Origin of the sequence: Pseudomonas sp. JBR1 (assembly GCF_028198185.1) — a bacterium.
Lineage (GTDB): Bacteria > Pseudomonadota > Gammaproteobacteria > Pseudomonadales > Pseudomonadaceae > Chryseomonas > Chryseomonas oryzihabitans_E.
The window spans coordinates 3,711,855-3,727,293 of the sequence record NZ_CP116340.1 but is presented as its reverse complement, the minus strand read 5'-3'; the positions used below and the strand labels follow the sequence as shown (position 1 = coordinate 3,727,293).

The window sequence follows — 15,439 nt, the reverse complement described above, 5'->3', positions numbered from 1 at the left end:
CGTTTCAGACTTTCTCCCGTCCAGGCATCGCGGTATCGCGGTCATGGACCGCTCCTACGGTGGCTTCCGTGCCTGTAGGAGCGGCCCATGGCCGGGATGGCTGCGCCTCTGCACGCCTTTCGCTCAAGGACTGCTCCGATGAACTTCTCCCAGTTCTTCATCCGCCGGCCGATCTTCGCCGCCGTGCTCTCGCTGATCATCCTGATCGGCGGGGCCATCTCGCTGTTCCAGCTGCCGATCAGCGAATACCCCGAGGTGGTGCCGCCCACCGTGGTGGTGCGCGCCACCTTCCCCGGCGCCAACCCCAAGGTGATCGGCGAGACCGTGGCCGCGCCCCTGGAGCAGGCCATGAACGGCGTGGAGCACATGCTCTATCTGTCATCCCAGTCCACCGCCGACGGCAAGCTGACCCTGACCATCACCTTCGCCCTGGGCACCAACCTGGATACCGCCCAGGTGCAGGTGCAGAACCGTGTCACCCGTACCCTGCCCAAGCTGCCGGAAGAGGTGCAGCGTCTCGGTGTGACCGCCGACAAGGCCTCGCCGGACCTGGCGATGGTGGTGCACCTGACCTCGCCGGACCAGCGCTACGACATGCTCTATCTGTCCAACTACGCCCTGATCAACGTCAAGGACGAGCTGGCGCGGCTGGACGGCGTGGGCGACGTCCAGCTGTTCGGCATGGGCGACTATTCCCTGCGCGTCTGGCTCGACCCGGACAAGGTCGCCTCACGCGGCCTGACCGCCAGCGACGTGGTCGCCGCCATTCGCGAGCAGAATCGCCAGGTGGCGGCGGGCGCCCTCGGCGCGCCACCCGCGCCGGGCAGCACCAGTTTCCAGCTGGCCATCAACACCCAGGGTCGCCTGGTGGATGAGGAAGAATTCGCCAACATCATCGTGCGCGCCGGCAGCGACGGCCAGATCACTCGGCTGCGCGACATCGCCCGCATCGAACTGGGCTCCAACCAGTACGCCCTGAGATCCTTGCTGAACAATCAGCCGGCGGTGGCCATCCCGATCTTCCAGCGCCCCGGCAGCAACGCCATCGACCTGTCCAACCAGGTACGCGCCAAGATGGCCGAGCTCAAGCAGAGCTTCCCCCAGGGCATGGACTACGAGATCGTCTACGACCCGACCATCTTCGTGCGCGGCTCCATCGAGGCCGTGGTGCACACCCTGTTCGAAGCCATCATCCTGGTGGTGCTGGTGGTGATCCTGTTCCTGCAGACCTGGCGCGCCTCCATCATTCCCCTGGTGGCGGTGCCGGTGTCACTGATCGGCACCTTCGCGGTGATGCACGCCTTCGGCTTCTCGCTCAATGCGCTGTCGCTGTTCGGGCTGGTGCTGGCCATCGGCATCGTGGTGGACGACGCCATCGTGGTGGTGGAAAACGTCGAGCGAAACATCGGCCTGGGTCTGGAACCGGTGGCGGCCACCCGGCGCGCCATGAGTGAAGTGACCGGGCCCATCATCGCCACCGCCCTGGTGCTCTGCGCGGTGTTCGTGCCGACCGCCTTCATCTCCGGCCTCACCGGACAGTTCTATCGGCAATTCGCCCTGACCATCGCCATTTCCACGGTGATCTCGGCCTTCAACTCCCTGACCCTGTCGCCGGCCCTGGCCGCGGTGCTGCTCAAGGCCCACGACGCGCCCAAGGACCGTTTCTCGCGGCTGCTCGACCGGTTGTTCGGCCGCTGGCTGTTCGCGCCGTTCAATCGCTTCTTCGAAAAGGCCAGCCACGGCTACGTCGGTACCGTGCGCCGGGTGTTGCGCGGTAGCTCCATCGTGCTGGTGCTCTATGTGGTGCTGCTGGGCCTGACCGGCCTGGGTCTGGTGAAAACGCCGACCGGCTTCGTGCCACCCCAGGACAAGCAGTACCTGGTGGCCTTCGCCCAGTTGCCCGATGCCGCCACCCTGGATCGCAGCGAAGAGGTCATCCGTCGCATGTCGGCCATCGCCCTCAAGCACCCCGGCGTGGAAAGCACCGTGGCCTTCCCAGGCCTGTCCATCAACGGCTTCACCAACAGCCCCAACAGCGGCATCGTCTTCGTGACCCTGAAGCCCTTCGAGGAGCGCCGTGATCCCTCGCTGTCGGCCGGCGCCATCGCCGCCCAGCTGAACGGCGAATTCGCCGCCATCCAAGAATCCATCATCGCCATCTTCCCGCCACCGCCAGTGCAGGGGCTGGGCAGCATCGGCGGCTTCCGCCTGCAGGTGGAAGACCGTGGCAACCTGGGTTACGAGGAGCTCTACGCCCAGACCCAGAGCGTGCTGGCCAAGGCCCGGCAGCTGCCGGAACTGGCCCCGGAGTCGCTGTTCACCAGCTACCAGGTCAACGTGCCGCAGATCGATGCCCACATCGACCGCGAGAAGGCCAAGACCCTCGGGGTGCCCATCGACGCCATCTTCGACACCCTGCAGGCCTACCTGGGCTCGGTCTACGCCAACGACTTCAACCGTTTCGGCCGTACCTTCCAGGTCAACGTCCAGGCCGACCAGCGCTTCCGCCTGGAACCCGAGCAGATCGGCCAGCTCAAGGTGCGCAACGACCGCGGCGAGATGGTGCCCCTGTCCACCTTCGTCAAGATCAGCGATACCGCGGGGCCCGACCGGGTGATGCACTACAACGGCTTCCTCACCGCCGAGATCAACGGCGCGCCGGCCCCGGGCTACAGCTCCGGCCAGGCCCAGGCGGCCATCGAGCGGCTGCTCAAGCAGGAGCTGCCCAACGGCATGACCTTCGAGTGGACCGAGCTGACCTACCAGCAGATCCTTTCCGGCAATACCGCCCTGCTGGTGTTCCCGCTCTGCGTGCTCTTGGCCTTCCTGGTGCTGGCCGCCCAGTACGAGAGCTGGAGCCTGCCGCTGGCGGTGATCCTGATCGTGCCCATGACCCTGCTTTCGGCCATCACCGGGGTGCTCCTGGCCGGTAGCGACAACAACATCTTCACCCAGATCGGGCTGATCGTGCTGGTGGGCCTGGCGTGCAAGAACGCCATCCTCATCGTCGAGTTCGCCAAGGATCAGCAGGCCACCGGCAAGGACCGCGTCGCCGCGGTGCTGGAGGCCTGCCGCCTGCGCCTGAGACCCATCCTGATGACCAGCTTCGCCTTCATCATGGGCGTGGTGCCCCTGGTGACCTCCACCGGCGCCGGTGCCGAGATGCGCCATGCCATGGGTGTCGCGGTGTTCTCCGGGATGCTCGGGGTGACCTTCTTCGGGCTGCTGCTCACGCCGCTCTTCTATGTCCTGGTACGTGCCTTCGTGGAGCGTCGCCAGGCCCGATCCGCCCTTGCTCAGGAGGCCCAGGCATGAAGGTCTTCGCTCCCCTGCTACTGGCGCTGGCGGTTTCCGCCTGCGCCGTCGGCCCGCACTACCAGGCGCCCGCACCCGCGCCTGCGCAAATCAAGGCCAGCCAGCAGCCCAACGTCTACGACCAGGGTCGTTTCGAGGCGCTCTGGTGGCGCCAGTTCGAGGACCCGACCCTCAATGCCCTGGTCGCCAGCAGCCTGGACGGCAACCGCCAGTTGCGCGCCGCCTTCGCCCGGCTACGCGCGGCCCGCGCCTTGCGGGACGACGATGCCAACGACCTCTATCCGACGGTCACCAGTCGCGCCAGCAGCCAGCTGGGCAAGGCCCAGCAGCCTGGCCTGACCGAGCAGCGAGTCAATAGCGAGCGCTATGACCTGGGCCTGGACATGGCCTGGGAGCTGGACCTGTTCGGTCGGGTCCGCCATACCCTGGAAGCCAGCGATGCCCGCGCGGAAGCCGCGGCCTCGGATCTCGCCGGGCTGCAGGTCAGCCTGATCGCCGAACTGGTGGACGCCTATGGCGACCTGCGCGGCGCCCAGCTGCGCGAACGCATCGCCCGCGATAACCTGGGCAACCAGCGCGAGGCGCGCCGTCTGACCGTGACCCTCAGAGACGAGGGCATGGGCAGCGACCTGGACGTGCAGCGCAGCGAAGCGCGCCTGGCCGCCACCGAAGCCAGCCTGCCGGAATTCCAGGCCCAGGCCAGCCGTGCGCGCAACCGCATCGCCACCCTGCTCGGCCAACGCCCGGATGCCCTGAGCGTGGACCTCTCACCCAAGGCCCTGCCGGCCATCGCCAAGCGTCTGCCCATCGGCGATCCCGGTGCCCTGCTACGCCGGCGCCCGGACGTGGCCGCCGCCGAACGCCGCCTGGCTGCCGCCACCGCCGACGTCGGGGTGGCCACCGCCGACCTCTTCCCGCGGGTCAGTCTCTCCGGCTTTCTCGGCTTCACCGCCGGGCGTGGCTCGCAGATCGGCAGCAGTGCCGCCCGCGCCTGGGGTCTGGGACCGAGCATCAGCTGGGCGGCCTTCGACCTGGGCAGCGTGCGCGCCCGCTTGCGCGGCGCCCGTGCCGGCTCCGACGAGGCCCTGGCCAACTACGAGCAGCAGGTGCTGACCGCCCTGGAAGAGAGCGCCAATGCCTTCAGCGACTACGGGCGACGCCAGGAGCGCCTGCAGGCGCTGATCCGCCAGTCGGTGGCCAGTCGCGCCGCCGCCGACCAGGCCGAGATCCGCTACCGCGAAGGCGGCACCGACTTCCTGGTGCTGCTCGATGCCCAGCGCGAACGCCTGGCCGCCGAGGACCAGCAGGCCCAAGGCGAGATCGAGCTCTATCGCGGCATCGTCGCCCTCTACAAGGCCCTGGGGGGTGGCTGGGAGGTCCAACCGGCCCGCCTCGCCCAAGGCCAAGCTTCCCCCGCGCCAGCGCTCTGACCGCTGGCGCTTACCCCCGGCACGCGTGTTCTCTTGCTCCTTTGGCGTGTCGGGTTTTTTCTTCTCTGTCCCGGCGCTTCGCCCCACCGAAGCGCCGGGTACGTCCTCTCCTTGCCAACCTGAGCAAAAGCCCGTTCCAGAGGTCTCAGTGAGACCCGAACGGCGGTTGCCAGGCGGTTGAATCCTCTACTGGACGCTACGGGCCTGTTTCCTAATATTTTGTAAGGGAGACAGGGCTAGGATTTTGTGGTCTCTCTTTTATTATCACCTTAGGTTATTAAACCTTCGGTTCTTGTACGAAACTCGAAGATCGATTCCTCCACCTCTCGCCGTCTTGGCGATCTCTGCGTGGACGGATCGAATGCCGCTCGAGGTCTCGAGGGAGCCCCATCTACCCACCGCCGTGAGGCGCTCAGCTAAAGGATGCAGGCATGGTATTGGCGCTGATCATCGCGTTGCCCTTTCTAGGAACACTGCTGTCGCTGGCGACTGATCGCTTCGGGCGGCGTGCCTGTGCCCTGGGTACCGCCATAGCGCCTGCCGTAGCCCTGGCCCTGCTGGCCACGCAATTGCCGGCCGTGCTCGACGGCGCCGTGCTGCTGCAGCGACTGGACTGGCTGCCGGCGCTGGGCCTGAACCTCAGCCTGCGCCTGGACGGCCTGGGCCTGATGTTCGCCCTGATGATCCTGGCCATGGGCCTGCTGGTGATCCTCTATGCCACCTATTACCTGGGCAAGGACGAGTCGGTCGGCCGCTTCTTCGCCTACCTGCTGCTGTTCATGGGCGCCATGCTGGGCGTGGTGCTGGCGGAAAACCTGCTGCTGCTGATGGTGTTCTGGGAGCTGACCAGCCTGTCGTCCTTTCTGCTGATCGGCTTCTGGAGCCACAGCAAGGAAGCCCGCCAGGGCGCGCGCATGGCCCTGACCGTCACCGGCGGCGGCGGTCTCGCGCTGCTCGCCGGCGTCCTGCTGATCGGCCATATCGTAGGCAGCTTCGAGTTGACCGACGTGCTCGCCGCCGGCCCGCTGATCACTGGCCATGCCCTCTATCCACTGGCGCTGATCCTGGTACTGCTGGGCGTCTTCACCAAGTCCGCGCAATTTCCCTTCCACTTCTGGCTACCCCAGGCCATGGCCGCGCCGACGCCGGTCTCGGCCTATCTGCACTCGGCGACCATGGTCAAGGCCGGGGTCTTTCTCCTGGCGCGCCTCTATCCGGCGCTGGCCGATTCGGAGTGGTGGTTCTACATCGTCACCCTCACCGGGCTCACCACCCTGGTGGTGGGCGCCATCCTGGCGCTGTTCCAGCATGACCTCAAAGGCCTGCTGGCCTATTCCACGATCAGTCACCTGGGCCTGATCACCCTGCTGTTCGGCCTCGACACCCAGCTGTCCACCGTGGCGGCGGTGTTCCACATCCTCAACCACGCGACCTTCAAGGCCTCGCTGTTCATGGCTGCCGGCATCATCGACCACGAGACCGGCAGCCGCGACATGCGCCGCCTAGCCGGGCTCGGTCGCTACATGCCGCATACGGCGGCGCTGGCCATGGTCGCCGCCGCCGCCATGGGCGGCGTGCCGCTGCTCAACGGCTTCCTGAGCAAGGAGATGTTCTTCAACGAGACCCTTCATCACGGCCTGTTCGGCAGCTTCAGCTGGATAGTGCCGGCGGTGGCGGTGCTCTATGGCGTCTTCTCGGTCGCCTACTCACTGCGCTTCATTCACGATGTCTTCTTCAATGGCGAGCCGCGCGACCTGCCCCACTATCCGCCCCATGAGCCACCGCGCTACATGAAGATCCCGGTGGAGATCCTGGTATTGCTGTGCCTGCTGGTAGGCGTGGTGCCGGGCTATACCGTGGCGCCGCTGCTGGCCGCCAGTGCCAGCGCCGCCCTGGGCGGCAGCCTGCCAGAGTACAGCCTGGCCATCTGGCACGGCTTCAATACCGCCCTGATGATGAGCATCCTGGCGATGATCGGCGGGGTGCTGGTCTACGCCTTCCGCCAGCCGCTGTTCCGCTGGCAAGAGGGCCTGCCCGACATCGACGCCCGCCAGGTCTTCGAGCACGCCATGAATCGTCTGGTCGGCTTCGCCCAGCGCCTGACCCTCTGCCTGGAAAGCGGGTCGCTGCAGCGCTACATCACCCTGATGCTGCTGGCGACGCTCGTGCTGCTGGTGGCGGCGCTGTCGGGCCTGGACAGCCTCACCGGCCCCGTGGCCCTGGCGCCCTTCGATCCGCTCACCGCCCTGGGCCTGGGCATCCTGATGCTGACCGCGGTGCTGACGGTGTATTTCCACCGCAACCGGCTCAAGGCACTCATGGCCCTGAGCACCGTGGGCCTGATCGTCGCCCTGCTGTTCGCCCGCTATTCGGCACCGGACCTGGCACTGACGCAGCTGTCGGTGGAGGTGGTGACCGTCATCCTGCTGGTGCTGGCGCTGTTCTTCATGCCGGATCGCACGCCCATCGAGTCCAGCAGCCTGCGCGGCCTGCGCGACGTGCTGCTGGCCAGTGGCCTGGGGCTGATGGTGGCGCTGCTGGCCTATGCCGTGCTGACCCGCCCCTATGAGCACATCGGCGACTTCTTCCTGGCCAACTCAGTGTCCGGCGGCGGTGGCTACAACGTGGTCAACGTCATCCTGGTGGACTTCCGCGGCTTCGATACCCTTGGCGAGGTGACCGTGCTGGCCATCGCCGCCGCCGGGATCTACGGTCTGCTCAAGCACCTGCACCTGCCGCATCCGCTGGTCGACCCCAAGGGCACCCCTTGGTCGCGCGACAGTCACCCGATGATCCTCAACAACGTGGCGCGGGTACTGCTGCCCCTGGCCCTGCTGGTGTCGGCGTTCATCTTCGTGCGCGGGCACAACCTGCCCGGTGGCGGTTTCATCGCCGGCCTGGTCACCGCCATCGCTCTGATCCTGCAGTACGTGGCCCATGGCGTGGCCTGGACCCAGCGCCGCCTGCCGATCAGCTACCACACCATCTGCGGTGTCGGGGTATTGATCGCCGCCCTCACCGGCCTGGGGTCGCTGGTCTTTGGTCGCCCCTTCCTCACCACCGCCTTCGACTACTTCGCCATTCCGCTGATCGGCAAGACCGAACTGGCTACCGCCCTGATCTTCGACCTTGGCGTCTATCTGGCGGTGGTCGGCGCCACGCTGCTGATCCTTTCCAACCTGGGCCACGTCAGCCGCGACGAGACGGACACCGATGGATCCAGCCAGGAGGTGCTCTGACATGGAGATCCTGTTCTGCACGACCCTCGGGGTCCTCGTCGCCACCGGCGTCTACCTGCTGCTCAGAGCACGCCTCTATCCGGTGGTGCTGGGTCTCACCCTGCTCTCCTATGCGGTCAATCTCTTCCTGTTCGCCATGGGTCGGTTGCGCACCGGCGTGCCGGCGGTGATCGGCAAGGCTGCCGAGCATGCCGATCCGGTGCCCCAGGCGCTGGTGCTCACCGCCATAGTCATCGGCTTTGCCATGACCGCCTTCGTGGTGGCCCTGTCGCTGCGCGCCCTGGGCGAATTGCGCACCGACCATGTGGATGGCGAGGAGCCGCGCCGATGAACCACCTGATCATCCTGCCCATCCTCGTCCCCCTGTTTACCGGCGGCTTCCTGCTGATGCGCCCACGGCTATCCGCCAGGGCCTCGCGCGGGCTATCGCTGCTCGCCACCTGGACCCTGCTGCCGCTGGCGGTGCTGCTCCTGCAGCGGGCCAGTGGCGGTCAGCTGGAGGTCTACGCCCTGGGCGACTGGGCGGCACCCTTCGGCATCGTCCTGCTGCTGGATCGCCTGGCCGCGCTGATGCTGCTCACCGTGGCGGTGCTGGCCGCTGGCGCGGTGCTCTACGCCTGCCGCGGCGACGATGCCCGCGGCCCGGACTTCCATGCGCTGTTCCAGTTTCAGCTGCTGGGCATCAACGGCGCCTTCCTCACTGGCGACCTGTTCAATCTCTTCGTCTTCTTCGAGATCCTGCTGATCGCCTCCTACGCCCTGCTGGTGCACGGCGCCGGACCGGACCGGATACGCGCCGGCCTGCACTACGTGGTGCTCAACCTGGTGGGCTCGGCACTGTTCCTGATCGGCATCGGCCTGCTCTATGGCCTGCTCGGCACCCTGAACATGGCCGACCTGGGCCTGAGGATCGCCAACGCCGATCCCGAGCGCGCGCCCCTGTTGGCCGCTGCGGGCTTCCTGCTGCTGGTGGTCTTTGGCCTCAAGGGCGCCATCCTGCCGCTGTACTTCTGGCTGCCCAGCGCCTATTCCGCGGCCAGCGCGCCAGTCGCCGCGCTGTTCGCCATCATGACCAAGGTCGGGCTCTACGCCATCGTCCGCGTCTTCCTGCTGGTGTTCGGCGCCGCGGCGGGCCCGCTTGCGCACTATGTGCTGCCCTGGCTCTGGCCGCTGGCGGCGGTCACCCTGGCCGCCGGGGTGTTCGGTGCCCTGGCCGCCCACCACCTCAAGGCGCTGCTCGGCTACCTGGTGGTCATCTCGGTCGGCATGCTGCTCACCGGCGTCGCCCTGGGCAGCGTCGCGGGCCTGGCCGCTGCCTTCTTCTACCTGGTGCACAGCACCTGGATTGCCGGCGCCCTGTTCCTGCTGGCCGACCTCATCGCCCAGCAGCGCGGCCTCCAGGGCGACATCCTCAAAAGCGGGCCCGAGCTGCGTCATCCGCGTCTATTGGGCGGGCTGTTCTTTCTCGGCGCGGTCTCCGTCGCCGGGCTGCCGCCCTTCCCCGGCTTTCTCGGCAAGGTGATGCTCCTGCAGGCCACCGGTACCGCCTGGCCGGCGCTGATCATCTGGCCGGTGGTGCTGCTGGGTGGGCTGGGCATGATCATCGCCCTGTCCCGCGCTGGCACGACGCTGTTCTGGCGCGCCAACAACGTGGCCCTGGAGGTGCGCCTTGATCGCATCCAGCTCGCCGCGACCCTCGGCCTGCTGCTGGGCAGCCCCCTGCTGATGGCTGCGGCGGCTCCGCTGCACGGCTACACCCTGGAGACCGCCCGGCAACTGCTGGATGTCTCCGCCTACTTCGACATCGTCCGGGGGGTTGGCCCATGAAGCGCTGGCTACCGCACCCACTGCTCACCGGGCTGCTGACCCTGGCCTGGCTGCTGCTCAACAACAGCCTGAGCCTGGGCCAGTTGCTGCTGGGTCTGCTGTTCGGCTGGGGGATCCCGCTGCTCTGCCGGGACTTCCTGCTCACCGCCCCGCGCCTGCGGCGTCCTGGCCTGCTGCTGCGCTACATGCTGATGGTGATGTACGACATCGTCGTCGCCAACCTGCACGTCGCCCGCCTGGTGCTGGGCCGCCCCGAGGCCCTCCGGCCGGCCTTCATCGAGGTGCCCATCGACATCGAGGACGAATTCCTCCTCACCCTGCTGGCCTGCGTGGTTTCCCTTACCCCCGGCACTGTGTCCTCTGGCCTCAGCGGCGATCGCAAGACCCTGCTGCTGCACGGGCTGGACGTCGAGGACAAGGAAGCGATGATCCTCCAGGTCAAGACCCGCTATGAAGCCCCGCTCAAGGAGATCTTCGAATGCTCACCTACGTGACCCTGCTGTGCCTGGGGATGATGGGCATAGCAGCCGTACTCAACGTCTATCGGCTGGTCAAGGGCCCCGACATGCCTGATCGGGTACTGGCGCTGGATACGCTCTATATCAACGTCCTGGCGATCATCATCCTGTTCGGGATCTGGCTGGCCACCGACGTCTTCTTCGAAGCGGCGCTGCTCATTGCCGTGACCGGCTTCGTCGGCACCGTGGCGCTGGGCAAGCATATGCTCCATGGCGAAATCATCGACTGACGTAGGAGCTACCCCATGCCCTTCTGGCTCGAACTCCTGATCTGCGTCCTGCTGCTCATCGGCAGCAGCTTCGCCCTCATCGGCGCCATCGGCCTGTACCGGCTGCCGGACTTCTTCATGCGCCTGCATGGCCCGACCAAGGCCACCACCCTGGGCGTGGGCAGCACCATCATCGCCTCCATGCTGTTCTTCAGCGTCCAGGGCGATGGCCTGAGCCTGCACGAACTGCTGATCGCCCTGTTCATCTTCATCACCGCGCCAGTCAGCGCCCACATGCTGGCGCGCGCCGCCATCCAGCAGAAGGTCAAGCAGGTGCAGCGCACCGACGGCCAGCCGTGGCGCTGAGCTAGGCTCGACAACTCGCCACCGCGGGGCTGGCGAGCCGCTGGCGGTCCTAGCGACCGCCGCTGACCTTACTGAAGTCCTGGCGACCGAAGGGATTGGGCTGATAGCCCTCGACAGTGGTCTTGGCCAGTACCGTCACCGTCGGATGGGCCAACGGCAGCCACAGCGCCTGATCGTGGATGATGCGCTGCGCCTGGTGGTACACCGTGGCCCGGGCCATCTGGTCGGCCAGGGTCTTGCCCTTGCTGATGGCGCCATCCAGGGTCTTGTCGCAATAGCGCGCGAAATTCAGCCCCGATTGCACCGAGGCGCAGGAGAATTGCGGCGTCAGGTAGTTGTCCGGATCACCGTTGTCCCCGGCCCAGCCCATGAACAGCAGATCGTGCTCGCCGGTCTTGGCGCGGCGGATCAACTCGCCCCACTCGATCACCTGGATCTGCGCATCGACACCGATCTTCTTCAGGTCGGCCTGCAGCATCTGGGCGCCCAGTTGCGGATTGGGATTGAGCAGGCTGCCGCTGGGTCGCGTCCAGATGGTGGTCTTGAAGCCATCCTTGACGCCCGCCTGGGCCAGCAGGGCCTTGGCCTTGGCCGGATCATAGGGATAGGCCGGCACATCCTTGGCGTAGCCCCAGGTGGTGGGCGGATAGATGTTGTCGGCGGCCACCGCGGTGTCCTGGAACACCGCCTTGAGATAGCTCTGCTTGTCGAAGGCCAGGTTGATGGCCTGGCGCACCTTGATGTTGTCCAGCGGCGGATGGGTGGTGTTGATGCCGACGAAGGCGGTCATGAAGGCCGGCGTCTGCAGCACCTGCAGGCTCTTGTCTTCCCGGGCGCTCTGCAGATCCTGGGGCTTGGGCGATAGGGCGACCTGGCACTCGCCACGCTTGAGCCGCTGCAGCCGTACCGCCGAGTCCGGGGTGATGGCGTAGATCAGGCCATCCAGCTTGGGCTTGCCGGCGAAATAGTCCGGATTGGCGGCATAGCGCACCACGGCGTCCTTCTGGTAGCGCTTGAAGACGAAGGGCCCGGTACCGATGGGCTCGTCATTGAGCTGAGCGGTCTTTCCGGCCTTGAGCAGCTGGTCGGCGTATTCGGCGGAGTAGATGGAGGCGAAGCCCATGCTCAGGGTCGGCAGGAAGGTGGCGTCCGGGCTGTTGAGCACGATGCGCACGCCGAGATCGCTGGTCTTTTCCACGCTCTTGATCAGCTTGGGCCACTGCATCGACTGGGCATGGGGGTAACCGCTCTTGGCCACCGCATGCCAGGGATGATCCTTGTCCAGCATGCGCTGGAAGCTGAACACCACGTCATCGGCCGTCAGGGTGCGGCTGGGGGTGAAGTAGTCGGTATGGTGAAACTTCACGTCCGGGCGCAGGGCGAAGTCGTAGGTCAGGCCATCGTTGGACACCGTCCAGCTTTGCGCCAGGCTCGGTACCAGCTTGCCTTCGCCAGCGTCGTACTCCACCAGCCGATTCATCAGCACATCAGCCGAGGCGTTGGTGGTGGTCAGGGAGTTGTATTGCACCACGTCGAATCCATCCGGACTGGCTTCGGTGCAGACGCTGAGCGTGGCGGCCTGAGCCAGCAGGGGCGCGAAGAGCAGAGGCAAGGCGGCGAAACGCATGGACGATTCCTTGTAGATCCGAGGTGGGCAGACGGTAAGCGCCTGACTGACAGCGGCCAAAGGAGCGCTGCGGGCGGTCGTCTGGCGGACGTGGATGGCGTGTGTTGTTCGTTCTAAACTAGACCACCCGTCCGTCTGTCACAATGCTTCTGACCGACGAACGGTTGACATTCCGGCCAGGCCCACACGGTGCGGGGTTCGCAGGCATTTCATCCGTCGCCCCACCTTGTTATCCCAGGGTGCTTCTGGTATAAAACAGCGCTCTTTTTTCGGGGTATGGCCGCTTCAGGTCCCCGGCATTTGCCGGCTCTCCCCGTCAAAACAGGAATCAATACAGTTACAAGCGGCCAACCCATGCCGGGTTTGGCATGAGGTTTATGAGGGCTGAGCCATGTCGAGAGTTTGCCAAGTAACCGGTAAGGGTCCGATTACTGGGAACAACGTTTCCCACGCTAACAACAAAACCCGTCGTCGTTTCCTGCCGAACCTGCAGCATCACCGTTTCTGGGTAGAATCCGAGAAGCGCTTCGTGCGTCTGCGCGTTTCTGCCAAGGGCATGCGTATCATCGACAAGCGCGGTATCGAAACCGTCCTGTCCGAGCTGCGTAGCCGCGGCGAAAAATTCTAAGGGGATTCGTCATGCGTGAATTGATCCGTTTGATTTCCAGTGCCGGTACCGGTCACTTCTACACCACTGACAAGAACAAGCGCACCAAGCCCGAAAAGATCGAAATCAAGAAATTCGATCCGGTCGTGCGCAAGCATGTCATGTACAAGGAAGGCAAGATCAAGTAATTGATCGCCCCTTGAACAAGAAACCCGCCTCGGCGGGTTTTTTGTTGCCTGGAGCTGCCCTATCGACAGGCAGCCTTCCCCAGGGAATGGAGCAGAAAATCGGCACGCTCAGGCACACCCGTTTTCGGTAACAACGAAACTTGATAACCCAAGGCAGGATAGGCCTGCTCAAGCGTTTCAAACTCGGCCACCGCATCAGCGAACGTATGACGTCGCGCATCATCCTGCACGTAGATCTCTGGCCAAGGCGGCACCAGAAACACCTGTGGATAATAAGGATGGGCTCGTAGCAGCTCGGTCAAATCTTCTTCAGGCCTCAGGATGCTTAGGCCGACCGCCGCATCGATCAGCCCCCGATCGAAAAACACCCAACCGTTGTGGTCAAAGGCGCGAGTGTAGTCATCTAGAGCCACGTCCAACGCCTTACGAAGAAAATGCTCAAGATCGACCCAGGGTAGTGCCTGACCCCCGACCTGCTCCTCCAAGGCAACGACACGGCGGCCAGGCTCATCGCAGACCGCATGACCTCGCCGCCGAAGCTCGACCAATAGCGTCGATTTACCTCCACCTGAACAGCCGGAAATCACGACGAACCGACTCACTCTGACTCCCCGGTACAAGCTGACCGACGCCTACTTGGCAAGCGGTACCCGACCAAGTAATGCGCCTTAATCATGCTTGCAAGGAAGTCACTTGAACTGACCGGTCAGCTCGCGCAGGGCGGCTTCGGCACCGAGGATCTTCTGCATGCACTCCCGCGCCTTGGTCGGATCTATGTTCAGCCGCGTATAGAGATCGTCGGGAATGGCCTGGGCCGGGCCGTTGCCGATGCCTTCGCCACGCAGCAGCTGCACCGCGAGAAAGATCAGGTTGGGATAGACCGCCTGCTCGCCGCGATACTCGGGATCACCCTGGAAGCGCAGCGCAGTGACCACCTCTTCGGGCATCTCCCAACAGCGCATCAGGGCGGCGCCGATCTGCTCGCGGGTGATGCCCAGCAGGTGATGCTCGATCACCTGGTGATCCAGCTGGCGGTTGGCCTCCAGATGGCGGCAGATCAGCGTGAAGTGCGGCGGAAAGACGTGGGCCAGCACCAGGTAGCCGAAGTTGTGCAGCAGCCCGCCCAGATAGGCCAGGCCCATTTCCGGCCGCTCTGCTCGCGGCATGGCGCGCGCCAGGCCCTCGATCAGGGCAGCGGTGTAGATGGCCTGCTTCCAGTAGGGGGTTTCCTGCTCGGCCTGATCGCTGGGCAGGCTGAGGGTCTTGCCCAGGGCCAGGCCGAGAGCCAGGTTGATCACCAGATCGAAGCCCAGCACCCGTACGATGGCGTCCTCCACCGAGCGGATCTTGCCGGGCGCGGCATAGTAGGGCGATGCCGCCCAGCTGATCACCTGGGCGGCCAGGGCCGGATCGGTCTCCACCACGTTGGCCAGGTCGTCCACCGTGGCATCGGGATCGACCCGCAGCTTGATGACCTTTTCCGCAGTCTTGGACAGCGGCGGGATTTCCAGGGTCTCGTCCAGGCGCTGGCGGATACGCCGCGCGGTAAAGGCGGTGGCCGCATGGAGGATTTCCGCCTGGTCGCGTTCCGGCTGGCGCAGGTTCGGCTGGATGCCGGCGGCCGGAATACCGAAGCTGCCCGCGGTCGCCTGGCTCAGCAGACGGCGATAGTCAGACGTTTCCACTTCGAGCAGCAGCGAGTGCTCGCCGGACTCCAGCAGCAGACGCGGCGCCTCCAGCAGACGCTCGTCATACAGGCAGGGGGAATTGGTCAGAGACGGCAGCCCTGGCAGGACATCCAGCTCATAACGCTCCAGGGTGCGCGCCAGACGATCCGGTGCCACCACCGTCAGCTGGCGACCGGTGAACTCCACCAGCCGGCGCAGATCCAGCAGCTGATCCTCGGGCAGAAGTACCAGCAACATGCCGACGCTGTCGCTGAGCAGCACCGTGTGCACCCGGTTCGCCTGCGGCTGACGCGCCGTCGCCGACACCGGCCGATAGGCCAGGCTCAATTGGGCGAGCAGTTGCTGGATCGAAGAGGGGACTTCGGGAAGGGGCGAAGCGAGCGCTACATCGGTCATGGCATATTCATCCTCACGTACGCCCTGGA

Annotated in this window: 13 protein-coding genes; 10 read left to right on the top strand and 3 right to left on the bottom strand. The window is 65.5% G+C overall.

Features of this window, described 5'->3' with window-relative positions:
- Window positions 1-138: 138 nt before the first annotated feature.
- The 8 genes from PJ259_RS17255 to PJ259_RS17220 all read left to right on the top strand — a co-directional run bounded on the left by PJ259_RS17255 (window position 139) and on the right by PJ259_RS17220 (window position 10,904).
- On the top strand, window positions 139-3,315 hold the full coding sequence (locus PJ259_RS17255) for an efflux RND transporter permease subunit (protein ID WP_271653625.1): 3,177 nt from the start codon (window positions 139-141) through the stop codon (window positions 3,313-3,315).
- Window positions 3,312-4,745: an efflux transporter outer membrane subunit gene (locus PJ259_RS17250; RefSeq protein WP_271653624.1), complete on the top strand. Its 1,434-nt coding sequence runs from the start codon at window positions 3,312-3,314 to the stop codon at window positions 4,743-4,745. The genes PJ259_RS17255 and PJ259_RS17250 overlap by 4 nt, the downstream gene beginning before the upstream one ends.
- A 431-nt stretch (window positions 4,746-5,176) precedes the next feature.
- Window positions 5,177-7,984: a monovalent cation/H+ antiporter subunit A gene (locus PJ259_RS17245; RefSeq protein ID WP_271653623.1), complete on the top strand. Its 2,808-nt coding sequence runs from the start codon at window positions 5,177-5,179 to the stop codon at window positions 7,982-7,984.
- A gap of 1 nt (window position 7,985) precedes the next feature.
- Window positions 7,986-8,315, top strand: a complete 330-nt coding sequence (locus tag PJ259_RS17240; RefSeq protein ID WP_058791729.1) for a Na+/H+ antiporter subunit C — start codon at window positions 7,986-7,988, stop codon at window positions 8,313-8,315.
- Complete coding sequence (locus PJ259_RS17235; protein ID WP_271653622.1) at window positions 8,312-9,811, top strand: monovalent cation/H+ antiporter subunit D; 1,500 nt, start codon at window positions 8,312-8,314, stop codon at window positions 9,809-9,811. Before PJ259_RS17240 ends, PJ259_RS17235 begins: the two co-directional genes overlap by 4 nt.
- Entirely contained in the window at window positions 9,808-10,305 is a 498-nt protein-coding gene (locus tag PJ259_RS17230; protein ID WP_271653621.1) for a Na+/H+ antiporter subunit E, read from the top strand. Before PJ259_RS17235 ends, PJ259_RS17230 begins: the two co-directional genes overlap by 4 nt.
- Window positions 10,290-10,559, top strand: coding sequence for a K+/H+ antiporter subunit F (locus PJ259_RS17225; protein WP_059313179.1), 270 nt, complete (start codon window positions 10,290-10,292; stop codon window positions 10,557-10,559). Before PJ259_RS17230 ends, PJ259_RS17225 begins: the two co-directional genes overlap by 16 nt.
- Before the next feature lie 15 nt (window positions 10,560-10,574).
- Window positions 10,575-10,904, top strand: a complete 330-nt coding sequence (locus tag PJ259_RS17220; RefSeq protein WP_271653620.1) for a Na+/H+ antiporter subunit G — start codon at window positions 10,575-10,577, stop codon at window positions 10,902-10,904.
- A 49-nt stretch (window positions 10,905-10,953) separates the two neighbouring features.
- On the opposite strand, the gene PJ259_RS17215 is transcribed toward PJ259_RS17220, so the two are convergent.
- A complete protein-coding gene (locus PJ259_RS17215) occupies window positions 10,954-12,531 on the bottom strand; it encodes an ABC transporter substrate-binding protein (RefSeq protein ID WP_271653619.1) in 1,578 nt (525 codons plus the stop codon).
- A gap of 391 nt (window positions 12,532-12,922) precedes the next feature.
- Between PJ259_RS17215 and rpmB the strand changes: the two genes are divergently transcribed.
- Window positions 12,923-13,159 carry a 50S ribosomal protein L28 gene (gene rpmB / locus PJ259_RS17210; protein WP_007159903.1) on the top strand — a complete coding sequence of 79 codons (237 nt, stop codon included), beginning with the start codon at window positions 12,923-12,925 and terminating at the stop codon, window positions 13,157-13,159.
- Between the two features lie 11 nt (window positions 13,160-13,170).
- Window positions 13,171-13,326, top strand: a complete 156-nt coding sequence (gene rpmG / locus PJ259_RS17205) for a 50S ribosomal protein L33 (protein ID WP_007159904.1) — start codon at window positions 13,171-13,173, stop codon at window positions 13,324-13,326.
- Between the two features lie 59 nt (window positions 13,327-13,385).
- Here the strand turns inward: rpmG and PJ259_RS17200 are convergent, their stop codons facing one another.
- Window positions 13,386-13,928, bottom strand: a complete 543-nt coding sequence (locus PJ259_RS17200) for an AAA family ATPase (protein WP_271653618.1) — start codon at window positions 13,926-13,928, stop codon at window positions 13,386-13,388.
- Between the two features lie 87 nt (window positions 13,929-14,015).
- Window positions 14,016-15,410, bottom strand: a complete 1,395-nt coding sequence (locus PJ259_RS17195; RefSeq protein ID WP_059313177.1) for an aminoacyl-tRNA deacylase and HDOD domain-containing protein — start codon at window positions 15,408-15,410, stop codon at window positions 14,016-14,018.
- Window positions 15,411-15,439 lie beyond the last annotated feature (29 nt).

Excerpts from the sequence above, each read along its gene's own strand:
- PJ259_RS17235 (WP_271653622.1), top strand. The coding sequence starts at position 8,312 with ATGAACCACCTGATCATCCTGCCCATCCTCGTCCCCCTGTTTACCGGC.
- rpmG (WP_007159904.1), top strand. The coding sequence starts at position 13,171 with ATGCGTGAATTGATCCGTTTGATTTCCAGTGCCGGTACCGGTCACTTC.
- PJ259_RS17255 (WP_271653625.1), top strand. The coding sequence starts at position 139 with ATGAACTTCTCCCAGTTCTTCATCCGCCGGCCGATCTTCGCCGCCGTG.
- rpmB (WP_007159903.1), top strand. The coding sequence starts at position 12,923 with ATGTCGAGAGTTTGCCAAGTAACCGGTAAGGGTCCGATTACTGGGAAC.
- PJ259_RS17240 (WP_058791729.1), top strand. The coding sequence starts at position 7,986 with ATGGAGATCCTGTTCTGCACGACCCTCGGGGTCCTCGTCGCCACCGGC.
- PJ259_RS17230 (WP_271653621.1), top strand. The coding sequence starts at position 9,808 with ATGAAGCGCTGGCTACCGCACCCACTGCTCACCGGGCTGCTGACCCTG.
- PJ259_RS17250 (WP_271653624.1), top strand. The coding sequence starts at position 3,312 with ATGAAGGTCTTCGCTCCCCTGCTACTGGCGCTGGCGGTTTCCGCCTGC.
- PJ259_RS17220 (WP_271653620.1), top strand. The coding sequence starts at position 10,575 with ATGCCCTTCTGGCTCGAACTCCTGATCTGCGTCCTGCTGCTCATCGGC.
- PJ259_RS17195 (WP_059313177.1), bottom strand. The coding sequence starts at position 15,410 with ATGACCGATGTAGCGCTCGCTTCGCCCCTTCCCGAAGTCCCCTCTTCG.
- PJ259_RS17245 (WP_271653623.1), top strand. The coding sequence starts at position 5,177 with ATGGTATTGGCGCTGATCATCGCGTTGCCCTTTCTAGGAACACTGCTG.
- PJ259_RS17225 (WP_059313179.1), top strand. The coding sequence starts at position 10,290 with ATGCTCACCTACGTGACCCTGCTGTGCCTGGGGATGATGGGCATAGCA.
- PJ259_RS17215 (WP_271653619.1), bottom strand. The coding sequence starts at position 12,531 with ATGCGTTTCGCCGCCTTGCCTCTGCTCTTCGCGCCCCTGCTGGCTCAG.